This window comes from Coprococcus sp. HCN-4056 (assembly GCF_037892645.1).
GTDB lineage: Bacteria > Bacillota > Clostridia > Lachnospirales > Lachnospiraceae > Coprococcus > Coprococcus ammoniilyticus.
The window spans coordinates 84,807-104,027 of the sequence record NZ_JBBKBL010000001.1; the positions used below are offsets into that span (position 1 = coordinate 84,807).

Genomic DNA, 19,221 nt, shown 5'->3' on the forward strand with positions numbered 1-19,221 from the left:
TATGCCTGATTCGCTCATGCACCTGCGCACAGAACAGAAAACGCAACGGTCTGAATAACATAACCGCCAAAGCCTACGAGCCATAATACAAAAACAACGACTGCGATCTGATTTTCAGTGTATGTTTTCACCAAACTCTGTGCATACTAGGAAAATAAAAATGTTAAAGAGGGCTTGTTTATGAAACAGTTTAAACCATATATTCCGGCAGATAAGGTGATGCCGGAGCTTACACCTACTTCTGTGATTCTAGGCATTATCCTGGCGATCGTGTTCGGCGGTGCAAATGCATATCTGGGCTTACGGGTCGGCATGACGGTATCCGCTTCCATCCCTGCTGCCGTTCTTTCTATGGGTATTGTGCGCATGATCATGCGCCGCGATTCAATTCTTGAAAATAATATGGTTCAGACGATCGGCTCTGCCGGAGAATCTCTGGCTGCCGGAGCTATCTTTACGCTGCCGACCCTGTTCATGTGGACAGATGAAAATCCCGATATAAAACCTCCATCTTTTCTGATGATTGCATTTGTCGCCATCTGTGGCGGACTGATCGGTGTTCTGTTCATGATCCCACTTCGTACCGCTCTGATCGTAGAAGAACATGGTACACTTCCATTTCCGGAAGGAACTGCCTGCGCTGAAGTACTGCTCGCCGGAGAAACCGGCGGTCACAAATCCATGCAGGTATTTTCCGGGCTTGGCATCTCTGCTGTCTATAAATTTATCGCTGATGGTCTGCATTTGTTTCCAAGTGAGATCACATGGACGATTTCCTCTTATAAAGGATCGGGCTTCGGTATGGATGTCCTCCCTGCGCTGGTCGGTGTCGGCTATATTTGTGGTGCAAAGGTTGCTTCGTATCTGTTAAGCGGTGCTGTGCTTGGATGGTTTGTTATCATGCCTTTGCTCGTTCTTGTTGGCGGTGACAACATCCTGTTCCCCGCTTCCGTTCCGATCCGCGAACTGTCAGTCGATCAGTTATGGGGAAATTATGTGCGGTATATCGGCGCAGGCGCGGTGGCAGCCGGTGGTATCTTCAGCCTGCTAAAATCATTTCCGCTGATCGCATCCACATTTGCCAAAGCCCTGAAAGGCTTTGGACATACAGATGGAAATTCGCGAACATCCAAAGACATTCCGCTTCCTTATGCAATCGGCGGTATCCTGATCGTAGCATTTGGTCTGAGTGCTTTTCCAAATATTCCGATCAATCCGGTCACATCCATTCTGATCATTATTTTCGGATTTTTCTTTGCAACCGTATCTGCAAGAATGGTCGGTGTCGTCGGCTCATCGAATAACCCCGTGTCCGGTATGGCGATCGCAACCCTGCTATTTGCAACGATCCTGTTAAAGCAAGCCGGCATAGCAGGATACCGGGGTATGACATCTGCCATCTGCATCGGTACTGTTATCTGCATAATTGCAGCCATGGCCGGAGACACCTCGCAGGATCTAAAAACGGGGTATATCGTCGGTGCAACCCCATATCTGCAGCAGATTGGCGAACTGATCGGATCGATCGCATCCGGTCTTACGATCGGTGGTGTTCTCTATCTGCTGAATGCCGCATGGGGATATGGTTCTACCGAGCTTCCTGCTCCGCAGGCAACCCTTATGAAAATGGTCGTTGAAGGTGTTATGAATGGCAATCTTCCATGGGGACTTGTTATTGTCGGCATTTGCATTGCTGTCGTTGTCGAGATCTTAGGTATCCCGGTTCTGCCATTTGCCATCGGACTGTATCTTCCGATTTACCTGACAGTTCCGATCATGATCGGTGGTCTGATCCGCCTTTTCGTGGAGAAACGCCGCTTTGCCGATGAGGGTTCCCGCGAAACCGTCCGTAATAACGGTATTCTTTTCTCCTCCGGTATGATCGCAGGTGAAGGGCTGGTCGGAATCCTGCTTGCCGTCCTTGCCGTATTCGGCGTAAGTGATCGGATCAATCTGGGACTTATGGGATTCCATCTTGGAAAATGGGGCGGCTGCCTGTTCTTCCTTGCCCTGCTTTTCAGTATGATCTACATGATCCATAAAACGAAGGATAAACAATCATCCAATAACACACTTTAATATCTTCACCCGGAAAGGATTTATTTTCTCATGCAAAAATATAATATACAAAATGTCATTGCAAAACAGAACCATAATCGTAAAGATACCCTCTCGCAATTTTTTATAAAAAGATCAAAATCCGGTTTTCTTTCCCATACTGCAAACTATATGGACAAAATCCCCTGCATCAATCTGAATTATACATGGGAACAGTCGCCCGATGGAATTATTGTGATCGAGATGCCGCATACCGGTTTTTATCACAAGATCGCCCAGAAATATTTTCACAAACCAAAGAAAAGCCATATCAGGCTTGACCGATATGGCAGTACCTTATGGGTTCATATAAATGGCGACAACACGGTATTCAATCTGGTATCCATCATGGAAGAACAGTTCCCCGAAGAAGCTCCTGATATGTTAAAACGCGTTATCGCCTTTCTTGAAACACTGGAGAGGGTAAGGTTTATCTATTTACTGTAACCCTGTATTAAAATATCCGTATTCTGTGTCCACATTATAGATTGCATAGCAGTCAAGTGCCTCCGGTATAGGCACACTGTAATAATGGAAACCTAACCAACGCTGCATCCCTTCCGGCATATCTGCTGTCGGTGCACCCGGAAGATACACTGTAAATGTCGTTCCACCCGCAATTCCGTAAAGTTCTGTAAATGTGGTTTTGTATCCGTTATCATTTGCAACCACTTTACCGATCTCATCATCATACTTTAAAGTATCCAACTCCATCGTATAGGTATATTTATCCACCTGTTCAATATTCTTAAATGTCCCGGAACCACTGGAAACTGAACTGCTTTCATAATTACTGTCATGGAAAGATGCCGTGAATGTTCCATCCGGCTTAATATTAATACCAGAAGCCCATGCTCCTACTCCGCTTGACATAGTAAAGCTCTCAGGCAGATCCTCCGGCAATGTCATTGCTACCTCTCCTGCATTTCCGGCAGAGACTTCTTTCTTATCGGCAGATTTCTCCTGCTTTTTGTCAGATGCCGTTTTGTCCGTTTTTTTCTGTGTGATCTTTCCCAGATATTCCATAGCTTCATCATAGGTCATGGCGGTATCATCCAGCGTACCAAGAACCTCCTTGGCTTTATCCTTGCCCTGGCCATTATACATTAACAAGGTATCAAAATTCTTCTGTAATTTCTTTACCTGCGTATCATACTTATCCTCTGATATCTCAGATCCATTCTTGGTACATGAAACAACCGTTGCCGAATAATCCTCATTTGGTCCTTCTTTTCTTGCCCAGGTTGTTGCTTTCTGAAGCATACCGGAATCATCTAATGCAAATTTGATATACTGATCCGTATATCCCTCATCTCCGATTCCACTATATGCATATAAGGTTCCCTTCTTAGTCGTAAACAGATAATAACTGGTTCCGGAAGCGGCATTTATATCCCAGCCACTATATTCTTCCATATCCGTTCCAAAGATTCTTTTTGCATTTGTTCCGTCAAAGCTATATATATCCATCTGCGCAATTGAAGCTTCGTTCTGTTCCGATCTTACCAGGATCATCTCCGGCACACCATCACCTGTAACATCGGCAAATACGATCGGTGTCTGTTCCTCTTTTGCAGTCTTTGTGGAATAATCATATTCATACTGCCAGAAATAATTGTCGATCTGTGTCTTATAGGATTCAAGTACCTCTTTGTATGCTGCTTTATAAAGACTTTCATCAATGGCTGCCTCTGTCGTTACCTCTGTTGGTTCTTCCGTTGTAACTTCAGTGGTTACCTCTGCCTTTGTTGTCACCTCTGTTGTAACAGTATCATCACTTGCTTCCGAAGTGACTTCTGTTGTTGCATTCTGATCTTTCTTCTTATCCTGTGAGTGCTTATATGCAAATCCTGCTCCGACCGCACCTCCTACCAGGGCAACGGAAGCGGCTGCGATCACGATCTTGCCTGTTACCGTTTTTATAAATGCCTGTTTTCCAACTGTAGCTGCGATAGCCTTTCCGCCTTCTACTGCACCAACAGCCGATCCTGCGGCTCCTGCCTGAGTGACTCCTCCTGCTGCCTGTCCTGTGGCTCCTGCCTGTGCAGCTCCTCCTGCTACCTGTGCAGCCCCGCCTGTAACATTGCCTGCCATCTGCATAGCACCACCATGAATGATGCCGGCTGCAACATTTCCACCAATGCCTGCCATCTGCTCAAATACATGCGTAACGATCATATTTCCACGTTCTGCCATAAGCAGATATACAAGAAGACACATCGGTGTGTAGCTGTAAAGCTTGTAGCCCTTCTTCTGAAGCTCCTCTGCCTTTGCCTTGATATTCTTACGTCCATAATTCAGTCTGGACTTTACGGTGTTCTCGGAACAGTTCAGTACTGTGGCAATATCCTTGATACTGTAACCCTCCAGATGGAACATAAGCACACAGATTCTCTGTTCATCCGACAGGGAATCGATCAGCTCCCGCACCATATCCTGTGTCTCCTGCACGGTACATGCCATCTCCGGCTGTGTACTCATGTTTTCATCTTCCAGATTATACTCAAAGACATCCCCTTCATCATTTTCATTCTGCAGATCAGAAAACAAGACTGCCTTTTTCTTCTGAAGTGCATTGATCGCAGTATTTGCCACGATGGTACTCATCCATCCCGGAAATGCATTTGCATCCTGCAAACTATCTAATCTGGCAAATGCCTTTATATAGGCATCCTGAAGGACATCCATTGCATCCTGCTCATTCTTCATATACTTCATTGCAATGTAGAGTTTATTCCGATATGTATTCTCATATAAGAACGTAAATCCTTCTTCACGCCCTGCCTTTGCCTGTTCCACTGCCTGTGTATAATCCACACAGCTTCCGCAAAACGGACAGTTGTATTCATTCCCCTGTAAATCATTTCCACATGTTCTGCACTTCATGTTATCCTGCTCCTCCTGCTTTTTATCTTATTTCTGTAATTTATATATTATCTTTATACCTTTATTTATCTGGACTGCCTGTCATGCTCGATCCGGTCAAATAATTCTTTCTTGCGTTCCGGATCGTCCGGCAGCTCCTTTCGTTCTTTTCTTAACAATGCAACAAACGCGCGCACTGCCTTCCACACATCCATATATCTCACCTCCTGTTTATTGGACAGATCAGGTGGGTAAAAAGTTTTAAGTTTTTGGATATTTTTTGCTTTATTATAGCATACCACAAAATCAGGATAACATTATATTCTATTTCTTTATCTTTACAGTCTTATATTTGCTCCATGCAGAGTAACATTTCTTCTCGCGGGAACCTGCCTTTACATAAGAACGGACACGGACATAATAAGTCTTGCCCTTTTTCAGATCCCAGAATGTACAGTTATTGTAATTCTTAAATGGCGCATCATATACTTTCTTATTCTTTTTGAATTTCTTATCCGTTGCGATCTGGATCTGATATCCGGTCGCCTTGCTCTTGCACTTCCATGTTACCTTTAACTTTCCGGATGAAAGATTCTTTACCTTGCTTACAGTGGTCTTCGGAACATCTGTAAATGTCGTCTTAAATGTATACATTCCGGCATAATTTGGATCAACACTATATGGCCAGCCTTTGGTCATCGTGATGTAGTAGGTTCCCTTTGGCAGGAAAAATGTGTATTTTCTGGTTCCCGGTGTAACACCCGTCTGAATATAGTGAATGTCACCATTCGTATTCTCGATCACAACATTCATTTCCTTGATCTTGCTGTTGATCTGAATGTTCATGTACTGGTTCTTTGTCATCTTCATCTTATAGATATCTGTTGTCTCGTTAAATGCAAACTGTCCTTTATAGGTCGTACCTGCCTTATAGGTAAATGCCATCGTTTTCTCATCGTTCTGTGACAGCCATGCCTCGGAACGTGTCTCGCCGGATGCCTTGTATGATGCGGTAAATGTAAACTTGCAGCCGGTATAAAAACCTGCACACAGTGATAATTTATAATCACCTGCTAATAATTCTGCCTTATAGCTGCCATTTCCTTCACTGACTGATGCTGTATAGATCTCATTATCATACATATCGCTGACTTTTATATAATTAAGCCCGGTGTGGGTCTTTCCAATTTCCTCCGTCGCAATCGCAAGAGAAAATGTACCGGATTTCTTCATCGTAAATGTATACTCATATGTATTCTGTGCATCCTCCAGCTCGCCACTGTAACTCTGTCCCCATACGATCTGCTGTGGACTGTTTAACACCTCTGCGGATACCTTTCGTGCAGGACTTACTGCACACATCATCACCATTAAAATTACTGCTAACATGATCTGTTTCATTTTTCTACTCATAATAATCTGTCCTCTCTTTCTACATTCTTTTTACTCAACTACTTCAACATCCATCATCTGCTCTTTGTATGCCTTACGGATCGGGATGATCGGCAATCCGATAAAGACCATGATCGAGATGAAGAAGGATACCATACCTGTAACGATGTCATATGGAAATGGTACGATGAGCCAGCCCCATTTTGCTATCTTGCCTGCCATTCTCACCGCAGTTCCAAACCCTCCGAAGAAGTAGGAAACAATACCTGCCATAACTCCATACCCCATCATGGTCATCGGGATCCTGCCACCAAAAATACCGGAAAGGACAAATCCTAAAACGGTTAAACAAGTTGCTCCCAATGCGATGTACTGTGCGATTTCGATTCTTTTCATTTTCTTCATTTTTTTATTCTCCTTTTCTTTATCTGAGGAACATTTCATCCGGAAATTCATCCATAAAAAATGCAACCTCTGTATCGTTTCACCTATATGACACAGAGGTTGCAAAAAAGTTTTATATTTTTTGAAATTTTTTAAAAATTTTTCAGACACCATTTTTTAAGTATAATCGGAGAGTTTTGGCATTTTCAATCGGAGAGTTTTTGGAAATACAATCGGAGAGATTCGGTATTTTCAGTCGGAGAGTTTTTTTATAGAATGAACTTTCTCTTATAAAATAAAATGCCTTTGACTGATCCTCATAAACAGCCAAAGGCACGCTAATAATTTTTTATTATTTGCTCTCTTTAAAATATTTCAATGCACCTGCATAGGACATTTCACATCCGTCACTTACTCCTCCTAAATTTCGATCTGCCGTTATATTTCCTGACGAATCTCTGTTAATATCTGCCAACTGATCATATATGCCATAAGGAGCTGTCGCCGCCATGTTCTTCAGAACCTCACTATCCACTTCTTGATATATTTCGTCGCGTTTTGTCTGATATTCCTCCCAGGCCACAGATATACCGTCCCGTTCTGCAAGCAGTGCTGTTTCTTCATCCCCCACTTGTTCTGCATGACAGGTCCAGACAATCGGCTGCAGATAATCTCCACTAGATGAAGCCACATCGAATTCTATCATCTTATCTATGACACCAATCTCTGTATTATCACTTTGTCCATCGCTGCAAAGTATATACATCCGGCATCCATTTTCTGAAACTTCTCTAGTGCAAACTAATACATATGGTGTTCCTTCTGATCCCCATTTGTCCCGATTCTCATCTGACCTTGTATCAAGTTCTCCACTATAGACCTGTATTGCTTCATTATCTATATATGTATATATATAAAGATCAGCTTTATTCGGATCTGATTCATCCTGTACCGCAAAGATCAGTTCAGGAGTATCATCTCCCATAATATCAGCAACAGTAATCGCTCTGGATTCTCCTACCAACGTCGGTTCATTCTCCCGCATCTGCGAAGTTTGCCAGCCATAATCCTGAATTTCCTGTCTATATTCCTTCAGCACCTCTGTATATGCATCCTGCCAGGTATTCTTATTGTGATTATAGATTGCTACTCCGGCTGCTCCACCTGCTACTGCTACCCCGGCTGCCGCCATCGTGATCTTACCGGCTACTGTCTTTAAAAAGGTCTGTTTTGCCGCTGTGGCTGCCGCAGTCTTTCCTCCTGCCGCTGCACCTGTTCCGACTGCTGATCCTGCAGCCCCGGTCGCTCCGGCACTTCCGGCGGCAGATAACGCACCTGCTGCTCCACCATGGATCAGTCCGGCACCGACTACACTTCCAACACCTGCCAGCTTGTCGAAGGTTCCTGCTACCAGCATAGTTCCTCGTTCTGCCATGAGCAGATAGGTAAGAAGTGCCATAGGTGTGTAGCTGTACAGCTTGTAGCCCTTCTTCTGAAGCTCCTCTGCCTTTGCCTTGATATTCTTACGTCCATAATTCAGTCTGGACTTTACTGTATTCTCTGAACATCCAAGAACTGTCGCAATATCTTTTATGCTGTATCCTTCAATATGGAACATCAGCACACACATTCTCTGCTCATCCGACAATGAACCGATCAGTTCCTGTACCATTTCCTGCGTTTCTTTCGTTGTACATGCCATCTCCGGCTGGGCTGTCATGTTCTCATCTGCAATCGAATATTCAAATGCCTCCCCATCCTGATCTTCTCTCTGCATATCCGAAAAATTCACTGTATGGCGGTCTCGCAATGTATTCCTTGCGGTATTTGCAACAATGGTACTGAGCCATCCAGGAAATGAATTTGCATCCTGAAGACCGGAAAGCCGCTCAAATGCTTTCACATAGGAATCATGGAGAACATCCATCGCTTCATCCTCATTCTTCATATATTTCATCGCTATATACAGTTTGTTTCGATATGTCATCTCATACAGATAGGAAAAGCCTGCTTCCTTTCCGGCTTTTGCCTGCTCCACCGCCTCTGTATAATCGACTGCCGCCCCACAGAACGGACAGTTATATTCATTTCCCTGCAGATCATTCCCACACGTTTTGCAAATCATTTGTAGCCTCCCACACGCCTGTTTTTTCATTTTTTTATACTTTTAATAGAAATATGTCAGATCCGTTTTTTCTGTTTAACCTATTATAGCTTTTACTGTACTAACATTCAGATTTGTTATCTCGACAATCTGATCCAAAGAATAGCCTTTCTTATGCATATTCAGTACAATCTCTCCAGATTTCATTGTAACGTAGTTCACAGGGGATAGCAAGATGAAGAAAATAAAGGCAACAAAAAACTGACATACGGATCAGGTATCTTTTCTTCCGAAAATATGATGATCCATATGTCAGTTTTTGTACTTATTTATGTAGGGTTGTATTTATTATTATTTAATCTTAACAGTCTTAACCTTACTCCAAGAAGAATAATAATATTCATCCGGAGTACTACCATAATTATCAATCTTCACATAAGAACGAACACGAACATAATATGTTCCTTTTTTCAAATCAACCATATACATTCCTGTATATTCATCCTGCTTTGTCTTTTTGCCCTTTTTAAACTTTCTGTCTCTTGCAATCTGGAACTGATAGCCATTTGCCAATGAATTTTTCTTACACCGTATATACATCGTCTTATACTTATTATCCGGTTTTGTTTTAGTAATAGTTGGCTTTGGTATTGCAGTTACAGAAGTTCTAAAGGAATACTTACCTGTATAATGATAGTCCGTTGCATAATTTACACCACCTCTGAACTTGACATAATATGTACCCTTTGGTAAAAATACTCTGTATTTATGAAGTCCCGCTTCAATATCTGATATACTAACATTCCGACTGCCACTTGTGTTTACCAAATTAATGTTCAGTTCACGGAGCTTACTAGATACCGTCAGATTCAGATACTGACTTTTTGTTACTCTCATCTTATAAATATCTATATCATCATTCAACGCTAACTGTCCTTTTACAGATTTACCAATCTTATAAGAGGTTGCTGTTCCCATCTCATTATTCTTTGCCATTGCACGCTCGGACTTCGTTTCCTTAGATGACTTAAATGATGGTGTAAATGTAAAATTACAACCATCCATACCATCTTCCATGCCTATTCTTAATGTATAATTACCTGCCAGCAAATCCAGCGATAAACTACAATCTCCCACATTATCAATCCTGTATACTTCTTTTCCTGTTTCGTCCAAAACTGTTATTTCATCCATACTGGTAAATGCATATCCAGCATCCGATACCTGAAATACAAAGGTGACATTTCCGGATTGTTTCAAAGAAAATGCATATTTATAACATTTACTTACATTTATACTTCCACTATACGTACTGCCCCATTTCAGTTTTGTTTCTGCTGCAGACACCTTCTGCACCGGTACTGCCAGCATAACGAATGCTGCTGCCAGCATTACAATTAACCCTTTCCATAAGCTCTTGTTTTTCATCATTCTTCTTCTCCTTTTCATTTTTGTGATATTTTTATATTACAATAAATATTTACAGATGCAAGAGAAATATTTTATTTTCCTGCCTTCTACTATATAAGACAGGGGCAAATGGAAAAAGGTTTTAAAGTTTTCAAATTTTTTAAAAATTTTTTTCACCTTGACTCATACTGTCCAGATAAAACGAAAACGCCGTCTGTAATATTCCTACCACAAACGGCGTCCTTTGCTTTTACTGTTATTTTGTTATTTTGTTACCTTGACCTTGGAAGATAAGCCTTTGCTCTTAAACAGCTTCTGATAAGAGGAAACCTTCTTCTTAGGTACCTTGATCGTTGTAACCTTGGTTATACCCTTAAACGCATTTTTAGAAAGCTTCTTTGAGGTTATCTTTGAAGACTTAATTGTAATTGTCTTCAGCTTCTTACATCCGCTAAATGCCTGATCTCCGATCTTCGTTGTCTTCGCCGGAAGCGTAATACCGGTAAGAACTTTGCAGCCCTTAAATGCATATGCTCCGATCTCCGTTACGTTCTGTCCCATAGTAACGGTTTTAAGTTTTATTGCTCCATTGAAAGCATTCTTGGAAATCTTACTAACATTGCTTCCGATTGTAACCTTTGTTACCTTCTTATTATTCTTGAAAGCACCCTCTGCGATCTGTGTTACTTTGTATTTCTTACCTCTGATCTTCACGGTTGCCGGAATGCTGACAGTCTTAGCCTTTTTATTTACAGGTGCTTTATATGCAACTGTTTTCTTGGATGTGCTTATAACCTGAACCTTTGCAGCTTTACTGTCATCAGAAACCACATCCCCCTTCTTGATCGGTTTTACTATTGGTTTTTCCGGTGTTGGCTTCACCGGTGTTGGCTCCTGAAGCTTTGCGATTGGCTCTGTTCTTGTCTTTTTGCAGACACTGCAGGTATATGTCTTTACACCCTCTGTCTTTGTAGTTGGCTGTGTTGTAACCTTTCCTTTATCCCATGTATGTCCGGTTGCCTTCAATTCTTCTGTATCTATAACCTCATTACACTCGGTACATCTATATGTGATAGAACCATTTTTCTCACAGGTTGGCTCAACTCTTGTTCCATTATCTTTGATATGTTTCGTATGTGGTGCCTTAACCTTGATTATTACTACATATTCGTCAGATGTATATGCTCTTTCTTCTGTATAAGATGTTACTGTAATTGTAGTCTCACCGCATCCCATTATAGTAACTTTACCGGTCTCATCTACAGCAGCAACCTCCGGATCAGCCGAAACATACCGTAATGCAGAGAGCTTGGATTCAAGCGCTGTATCCTTTAAAGCCACATCCAGTGTAAATGCGCTATCGCCAAACACCTTCTCATAAGCCTCCGTACCGGTTAATTCAAGTCTGATAGTCGGAAGAACCGTTACCGCAATCCTCTTTGTTGTAGCACCCTTACCTGTACTTGCAGTGATAATGGTCGATCCCTTGCCTAACGCAGAAATGGTAATTCCATCACAAGCAGCTATCTCTTCGCCGCCTTCTGCGACCTTATAGTCAATAACATCTGTTGATCCATCGTTAAGTTTGGCATCGATCCAGATCTTTTCGCCCTTATAAAGCGTCACCTTATATTCACCGGCTGATGCATCCCACGCAAAATCATCAGAATCGGAAGTGATCGTAATATTGGTTCCCTTTACATACTTTGTTAATGTAACATTTATGGAATGTGATAATTCAGAATCTGCATAATAGTTTACTGCACTATCCTTAATTGTTACATTAACAGCGATTTCTGCTGTTCCTGCCTTTGAATAGGATGTATCATAAGCAGTCGTGATAACTCCGTTTGATACATTTGCCACGATATTTGACTGATCGGATATCTTCTTATAAGATACAGTATATTCATCTGCTGCAAGGCCTTCGATCTCGCCAAATTCTATCTGAAGCTCATGCTTCACATCATTCTGAACTGTAAATTCATTTGATCTTACAAGTGCATCTATATTCTTAAGCTTCGCTTTTGCAATTGTAAATGTTTCTTCCTTACTGTTTGTAGTATGAATACCATCACCCTTGATCGTAAGTCTACCGGTACCGGCATTCACATTCTCACCATACTCTACCGTATACTGATCGTCCGGAACAACTGCGCCATCGATTGTAACTTCGATATTTTCCTTATCCGGTGTCTGCTGCGTTCCATCATAGGTATATTCGCCATTTACTGCTACTGCTGCCTCTGCAAGATCATAGTATAAGGTTGGCTGTGTGATCACTATTGTATACTGGATCACTACTGTTTTTGCTTTATCTACATATATATCTGCTACATATGTTGCCTCAACCGCATTCTGTCCAACTACTTCACTTGATACAAAATCAATCTGACCAACTGAATTGGTAAATCCCTGTACCTGAAGACGGATCTTATCCTTCAGTGCTGAGATATCACCAACATTCTTACCTAATGCAAACTTAACAACATGCTCCGCATTATCTACATCTGTAGCAACAAATGATTCGCCGCCCGCAGTAAGTGTGGTCTTTTCCTTATTTAAACCTGCAAAATCAAATACAGTTATTTCATAGGATGCTGTAATATCATCACTGTATCTGTCATCTGCAATATACTGAAGTGTTACCGTCTGTGCAGAAACGCTGTTCATATCATAGCCTGTAACCTTCAGCTCTTTATCAATATCAACCGGTGCAGTCTTCTTATTCTTATATGTCTTTACTACCTTCAGACCATTCAGATCAAACTCTGCCCCTTTGGCAAATGCTGTCTTATTTGGGAAACGTTCGATGCTGATCGATTCTACGGTTGATTTTGCTTTAACTGCAAATTTTATCGTCTCACCACGATATTCAGATACCGATAATACTACATTGTACTCTCCTGTTTCCTGATTCTTTGTAACATAACTGCTGTCATTTATAATGGACTTGCCATCCAACAGGATATCTGTGATCTGGAATCCGTCATGTGCAACAATATTATTAATTGCGTATGTACCGGTTGCCGTATCCTCCAGACTGGACTCATCAATGATCAACTGGTTCTCTGCAAGATTTCCCTTTGCATTGTAGGTTACACCATCATCAATATCCAGTTCAAGGTATACAGCAATCTCCCCTTCCTCCGGAGTCTGATTCTTTCCCTTTGTGATAACACCATTTCCGGTATATTTACCATTCATAAAGAACTTACCGTAAATATTAGCATTTTCTTCCAGATTAAGAGAACCATTCAATACAATGATACCATATTCGGAATCCATCGCCATTGTTCCATTAACTGTTAAAGTACCATTGATGATCAACTGTGCATCACTGTCAGCTGCCCAGACAAGCGCACCCGGAAGTACATCATCATGCTGTGGATCAACTACAAGTTCAACGTCCTTAGGAATGATCAGCTTGGATGATGACGGTAATTCTAATGTTGTTCCTGCTTTAATATGTGTACTCTTGCGAATGGTTGCTGTTCCATAAACCTCATATGTCTTTCCTACGAACAGAACAGAGTTAGAAACAGTTCCCAGAACAGGAACATCCTCTGCCTTTGCTCCACAGATATTATCACCGATAATTGTAATATCAGAAGCAGATGAGCCATTCAGTGCTCCTACTGCAATACCATTTTCAGCACTAAGGTTGACTGTTGCATCTGTTAAGACATTTACGTTCTTAACATCTCCTGCATAAGCACCAATTGCCGGACCATTTGCAGCAATAACTATAAGCTTTCCTTTTGTCTCAACGACCTCGCCGATAATATTAATATCCCTTGTCTCTGAATTCAGACCGGCTCCAATACCGGCTCCATTTCCTCTTGCTCTGATACTAATAAAACCTGTATTTGAAATATTAATATTTGTTGCCTCTGATACAGTATCTGTTGCTCCGGAACCAATACCGGCTCCGTTTTCTGTACCATCGACAGTCAGATTTCCTGCATACTCTAAATAAATATTGATATTATCAACGGATGCATTCTTACCGGAACCGATACCGGCTCCGTCTGTTCCTGCTGTTACCGTTACAGCTACATTTCCTGAAATGTAAATATCGGAGGCTGCACCTGCCAGACCGGAACCGATACCGGCTCCATTTGCTCCACCAACTGCTGTTACAGTTCCACCTGATATCATAATATATGATACCTTTGCATTTGCTCCCGAGCCAACACCAGCTGCATCTGTGCCGCCTGTTGCTTTTTTTACAACACCGCCTGTTACCTTAATCTCTGTTGCTTCTACATCAGATCCGGAACCGATACCGGCTCCGCCGTCTCCACCGGTCGCTATTACAGTTCCTCCTGAAATGGTAATACCGGAAGCAAGCTTTGCTTCATCATTTATGTAAGCACCGGAACCAATACCGGCTCCGCCAATATTTTTAGAACCGATCGTTCCACTTCCCGCTGTTGCATTTACGATTCCGCCTACAATCTCGATATTGGCAGCATCAGCATTTGCACCGGAACCGATACCGGCTGCTCCGTTTGCACCAATTGCTGTTACGTCTGCATTTTCTGAGATCCGGATGCCATCAACCGGCATATTGTACTGAGAACCGATACCGGCTGCTCCATATGCTGCATAGCTTTCATTTGATGGCTGTGATCCCCTTGCTTTTATAATTACATTTCCATTTATCTCAATATTTGAAACAACCTTTAAGGTTTTGTCTGTACCACCACCGATACCGGCTGCTCCATATGTCGCATTGTTACCGGCAGTTGCATTTATAGTACCTTTCGTCGTAGAAGTCAGTACCAGCTTACCGCTTCCATTCTTCTGGATCGCTGCATAAGCTCCCGATGATGTCAGATTGTTTGTTCCGTAAGCAGTGATCGTCACGGTCTTACCCTCTGCCGGATTTACTGTGATCGCTGCCCCCTGAGTATTCCGTGTGATCGTCAGACTACGGATCGCAAGATTCACATCAATATCCCCTGCTGCCTTGATCTGACCCTTCATAACCTTACCGGATTTTGTTCCGAACAGGATCATCTCCTTATCAGATTTGATCGTAAGTCCATCCGTCTCCGAATAAGAATAGTCATCTTTTGTTGCTGTTTCCGCTGTGCTCTTTACTCCAAGCCAGAGTCCATCCTCCAGCTTCGTATATTTGTCATAGCCATATGGATCAGCGATCGTATTTGTAAATGTACCATATGCTGTCTCCATACCGGATTTTGACACCGCATATTTTGTAGTATTACTTCCTACCTGATACATACCGGTATTATCATATGAGATCGATACGCCGGATGTCTTTGACTCTACATATCCCCTATGATATTCACCATCAAAAGTAATCCTTATATCATTTGGAATCACATAAGGTGCTCTCTTACAATAAAGATAAATATATGCACCTCCGGCATTTTTATTGAGATCTCCATCAATCTTGTTCCAGTTGCTGTCAACATTCTCGACCCTCTCTGCATTCTGGCTTTTAAGACTGCTTCCTGAATTTCCTCCGGCATACTGCAGCTTTTTATCAGTGTCATTCCAGATACCAAGTGATGAGATTGGATCTCCAGCATTCCTGTCCTTTGTTGCATAGATGTAGATATAACCGGATTTTGAACCTACACCATCATTCAGGTCACCCGTCTTTCTCTCAACGCTATATCCGTCAAGACTGCTTGAAGTACCTGAATTATTCTGCCATACAGACCATATCCTTGTATATGCCTGTGCCGGATCTGTGGTCGTCTTTACCCAGATGTATTCATCTGAACCTTTACCACATCCCCTGTTTACATTTCCCGCATTTCCATCAATAGACAGTCTTGTATATCCTGCATAATTGGCACCAAATCCACCGGATTTAATATCACAGATATACAGTGTCTGACGTGTCGCCGCTTCCGACTTTATATTCGGAAAAAAGTTACCGATACCTGCAACCATTGCAAACACCATAGTTGCAGCCACTACCACTGACATGAAACGCTTCACAAATTTAATTTTCTGTTTCAATCTTATTTCCTCCTTTTTATTTTTTTATATAAAAGAGCCAAATGCTCTTATATATTAAAGCGTCTGTTTTATAACAGACCAATCTCCCGACCGCGTTCGACTGCCTCCTGACGCGTCGGAACCTGCAGCTTACGAAAGATATTACAACTATGGAACTTCACGGTTCCCGTCTTTTTGCCCAGTTGTCGTGCAATATCATCATTACTTAAGCCCTGTGCCATCAAACGAAAGACTTTTTCTTCCATCTGAGTCAGAGGTTCATAATATTCATATGGAGATTTTAAATAATCAGGGAAATAAGTACCGACCGAATATGCAAGTTCTTTAATCTCACTTATGAAGGAATCTTCTTCATATTCTTTCTGATAAATTGCCAGCATTTGTACCATACAATTGCCTGTGTCCGCAAGCAGTCTGATATAACCACACCTTTTTGCAAGCGCAATGGCCTTGGAAAGCTCCTCACACATGCCTTCCATATTCTTCATCTTATAATATATGATAGCTGACAACATATAGCATTCACACAAATCCATATAACGTCTGCCCGGAATCAACAATGCAATAAGCTGGTGTGTCAATACATAGGCAGCCATATATTTGCCTGTCTGTATATAACATCGCACCTTAACCATCCATGCATACATATCCATCATGAAGATGCCCTTATTCTCATCCGGTGCTATATCATCTAACCAACGCTCTACATCCTGTAGTCGCCCATCATAACAGGCACCAAGACATTCGATCGCATTCAGACTTGAAGTTAATTCATCCCATCCCGTAATCTGTATCCGTTTCCGAATCTTTTCCACCAAAGGACGTGCAGCTTTTGTCTGTCCATTTACCAAAAGGATCTTCATCTGAAGTGCAAGTGCCACAAACAGACAACGCATATCCTTCTCCTGCTCGATCAACGGAATCGTTCCGGTCACAAGAATCAGTGCCTCAAAACAATTATTGTTCTGATAATACCACTCTGCCAGCATGATCTCATACACTTTCTGTCCAACACTTCCACCATATAATCGGCATGCGGCTTCTGTTATCCTGTCCTTACTTTTTTTCAGATATTTGCCATATCTTGTAAAGTCGCGAAAACCATTCAGTATACTTGGTCTGCATGCTGAAAGCGTAAGACCCATCACGGGCACCAGTTCTTCTTCAATTAGAAAGCTTACGATCCGAAAAAACATTGCATCACTTATATATGGCATGACAAGTTCTGTTTTGATACGACAAATGTCCATCATATCATATGTATCCATTTTCACCAGCCGCGGTGTCTTCCCCATAAACTGTACATATGTTTTTGCCTGACTCAAGTCCCCATCCATAGCAGATAGCAATGCAAGATGAGTAAACAGAACCGGATGTGCGGACAGCTCTTCTTTTTTCAGCCCGTAGAAATATGCCCGGCACCCCCAAAGTACCGGCATGGAAAATGGTTTCTTCACAAACTCATCAAAAACAATCTCTAACAGATGGCCTTCTTTTTTTGCTGTCGCTAATATCAGCAACACTTCTTCTTCCGATCGTGGATAAATTATCTCGTTATTCATTTGTTTCATACATACCCCCATAACCCTGACGCTTATAGATTATATTATTTATTCCTGTTTTTGTATAGCAAACCTTTCAGACATAAAAACCAAACCCTTGCCCAAACCCTTGCGGTTTTCACACCTGACCGGAACGCTTTTTTACAGAACATATTTTGTGAATAAAGTAAAAAACGGATCCACCTTCCGATGAACCCGTCTATTGTCACAATTGTTTCCTTACATAATATCTACATCTGCACTGTAATCTACACCATCGATCTTAAATCCGAACATATTGTAGAACTCATCCCAGTATCCATCGATATCTGCAAGCTCTTTTACATTTTCGCTGGTAACCGCATCCCAGTTCTTTGCAACTGCTTCCTGAATGTCATCTGCCATTTCCCAGTCATCCATACGAATAAATCCATTCTCGTCTGTCTCTGCTTCTCCAGCCATCTTATCAAGGAAAAGTCTTGCCATCTGCTCGATACAGCCCTCATGAACACCCTTTGCCTTCATCTGCTTATATAACAGCGTGATGTATAACGGAACAACAGGAATTGCTGCACTGGACTGTGTTACAAGTGCCTTGTTGATTGCAATATAAGATGTAACATTTGCAAACTTCTCATTGATGATATCACTTGATCTGTACAGATCCTTCTTTGCCATACCGATCGAACCTTCCGCATAGATTGGGAATGTGATCTTTGGTCCGATATAAGAATATGCAACAGTTGTCACATGCTCTGCCAGAACACCTGCATCTGATAATGCCTGCATCCAGTCGATCCAGTCCTCACCACCCATAACCTTGATGGTATTCTCAATCTCTTCCTCGGTTGCTGCCGGGATATGTGCCATTGTTACTGTATTGTCCTTCAGAACTAAAGTCTTATTGGAATACTCCTCACCCACAGTCTTAAGTACAGAAGAATACTTATGCCCATCCGGTGTTACACGTCTTGGTGCTGCAAGGCTGTAAATAACCATATCGACAGTTCCAAAATCTGCCTTGATCGTATCAATTACCTGCTGTTTGATCTCCAGTGAGAATGCATCTCCGTTGATGGATTTTGCATACAGACCAGCCTTCTTTGCTTCTTCTTCAAATGCTCTTGTATTATAGAAGCCTGCGGTCGCTGTTCTTCTTCCATTGGATTCCTTCTCGAACATAACACCAAGTGTATCTGCATCATAGCCAAATGCAACTGCGATTCTGGAAGCGAGTCCATATCCGGTCGATGCTCCGATCACAAGTACCTTCTTTGGTCCCTCAACCTTTGGCTGTGCCTTTACATACTTAATCTGATTCTTTACATTTTCTGCACAACCAACCGGATGAGCGGTGGTACAGATATAATCCTTTACTCTTGGTTCTACTACCATTTTAATTTTCTCCTCTGATCTTCCGATTTA

11 protein-coding genes are annotated in these 19,221 nt (G+C 42.0%); 2 read left to right on the forward strand and 9 right to left on the reverse strand.

Annotated elements, in window-relative coordinates; translation table 11 throughout:
• Positions 1–180 precede the first annotated feature (180 nt).
• Together WKT03_RS00295 and WKT03_RS00300 are read left to right on the forward strand one after the other, a co-directional pair.
• A complete protein-coding gene (locus WKT03_RS00295) occupies positions 181–2,079 on the forward strand; it encodes an OPT family oligopeptide transporter (protein ID WP_117784485.1) in 1,899 nt (632 codons plus the stop codon).
• A 150-nt stretch (positions 2,080–2,229) separates the two neighbouring features.
• Positions 2,230–2,544, forward strand: a complete 315-nt coding sequence (locus tag WKT03_RS00300; protein ID WP_173784022.1) for a PqqD family protein — start codon at positions 2,230–2,232, stop codon at positions 2,542–2,544.
• On the opposite strand, the gene WKT03_RS00305 is transcribed toward WKT03_RS00300, so the two are convergent.
• The 9 genes from WKT03_RS00305 to fabV all read right to left on the reverse strand — a co-directional run bounded on the left by WKT03_RS00305 (position 2,536) and on the right by fabV (position 19,191).
• Positions 2,536–4,983: an RNA polymerase sigma factor gene (locus tag WKT03_RS00305; protein ID WP_340390749.1), complete on the reverse strand. Its 2,448-nt coding sequence runs from the start codon at positions 4,981–4,983 to the stop codon at positions 2,536–2,538. The genes WKT03_RS00300 and WKT03_RS00305 overlap by 9 nt on opposite strands.
• A gap of 65 nt (positions 4,984–5,048) precedes the next feature.
• Positions 5,049–5,177 carry a hypothetical protein gene (locus WKT03_RS00310; RefSeq protein ID WP_021944656.1) on the reverse strand — a complete coding sequence of 43 codons (129 nt, stop codon included), beginning with the start codon at positions 5,175–5,177 and terminating at the stop codon, positions 5,049–5,051.
• A gap of 109 nt (positions 5,178–5,286) precedes the next feature.
• A complete protein-coding gene (locus WKT03_RS00315) occupies positions 5,287–6,375 on the reverse strand; it encodes a fibronectin type III domain-containing protein (RefSeq protein WP_340390750.1) in 1,089 nt (362 codons plus the stop codon).
• Between the two features lie 30 nt (positions 6,376–6,405).
• Entirely contained in the window at positions 6,406–6,759 is a 354-nt protein-coding gene (locus WKT03_RS00320; protein WP_340390751.1) for a hypothetical protein, read from the reverse strand.
• A gap of 331 nt (positions 6,760–7,090) precedes the next feature.
• A complete protein-coding gene (locus tag WKT03_RS00325; RefSeq protein ID WP_340390752.1) occupies positions 7,091–8,863 on the reverse strand; it encodes an RNA polymerase sigma factor in 1,773 nt (590 codons plus the stop codon).
• 330 nt (positions 8,864–9,193) lie between these two features.
• Complete coding sequence (locus tag WKT03_RS00330; protein WP_117784493.1) at positions 9,194–10,273, reverse strand: hypothetical protein; 1,080 nt, start codon at positions 10,271–10,273, stop codon at positions 9,194–9,196.
• Between the two features lie 243 nt (positions 10,274–10,516).
• Positions 10,517–16,255, reverse strand: coding sequence for a leucine-rich repeat protein (locus WKT03_RS00335; protein ID WP_340390753.1), 5,739 nt, complete (start codon positions 16,253–16,255; stop codon positions 10,517–10,519).
• A gap of 68 nt (positions 16,256–16,323) precedes the next feature.
• Complete coding sequence (locus WKT03_RS00340; protein WP_340390754.1) at positions 16,324–17,826, reverse strand: LuxR C-terminal-related transcriptional regulator; 1,503 nt, start codon at positions 17,824–17,826, stop codon at positions 16,324–16,326.
• A 210-nt stretch (positions 17,827–18,036) separates the two neighbouring features.
• On the reverse strand, positions 18,037–19,191 hold the full coding sequence (gene fabV, locus WKT03_RS00345) for an enoyl-ACP reductase FabV (RefSeq protein ID WP_340390755.1): 1,155 nt from the start codon (positions 19,189–19,191) through the stop codon (positions 18,037–18,039).
• Positions 19,192–19,221 lie beyond the last annotated feature (30 nt).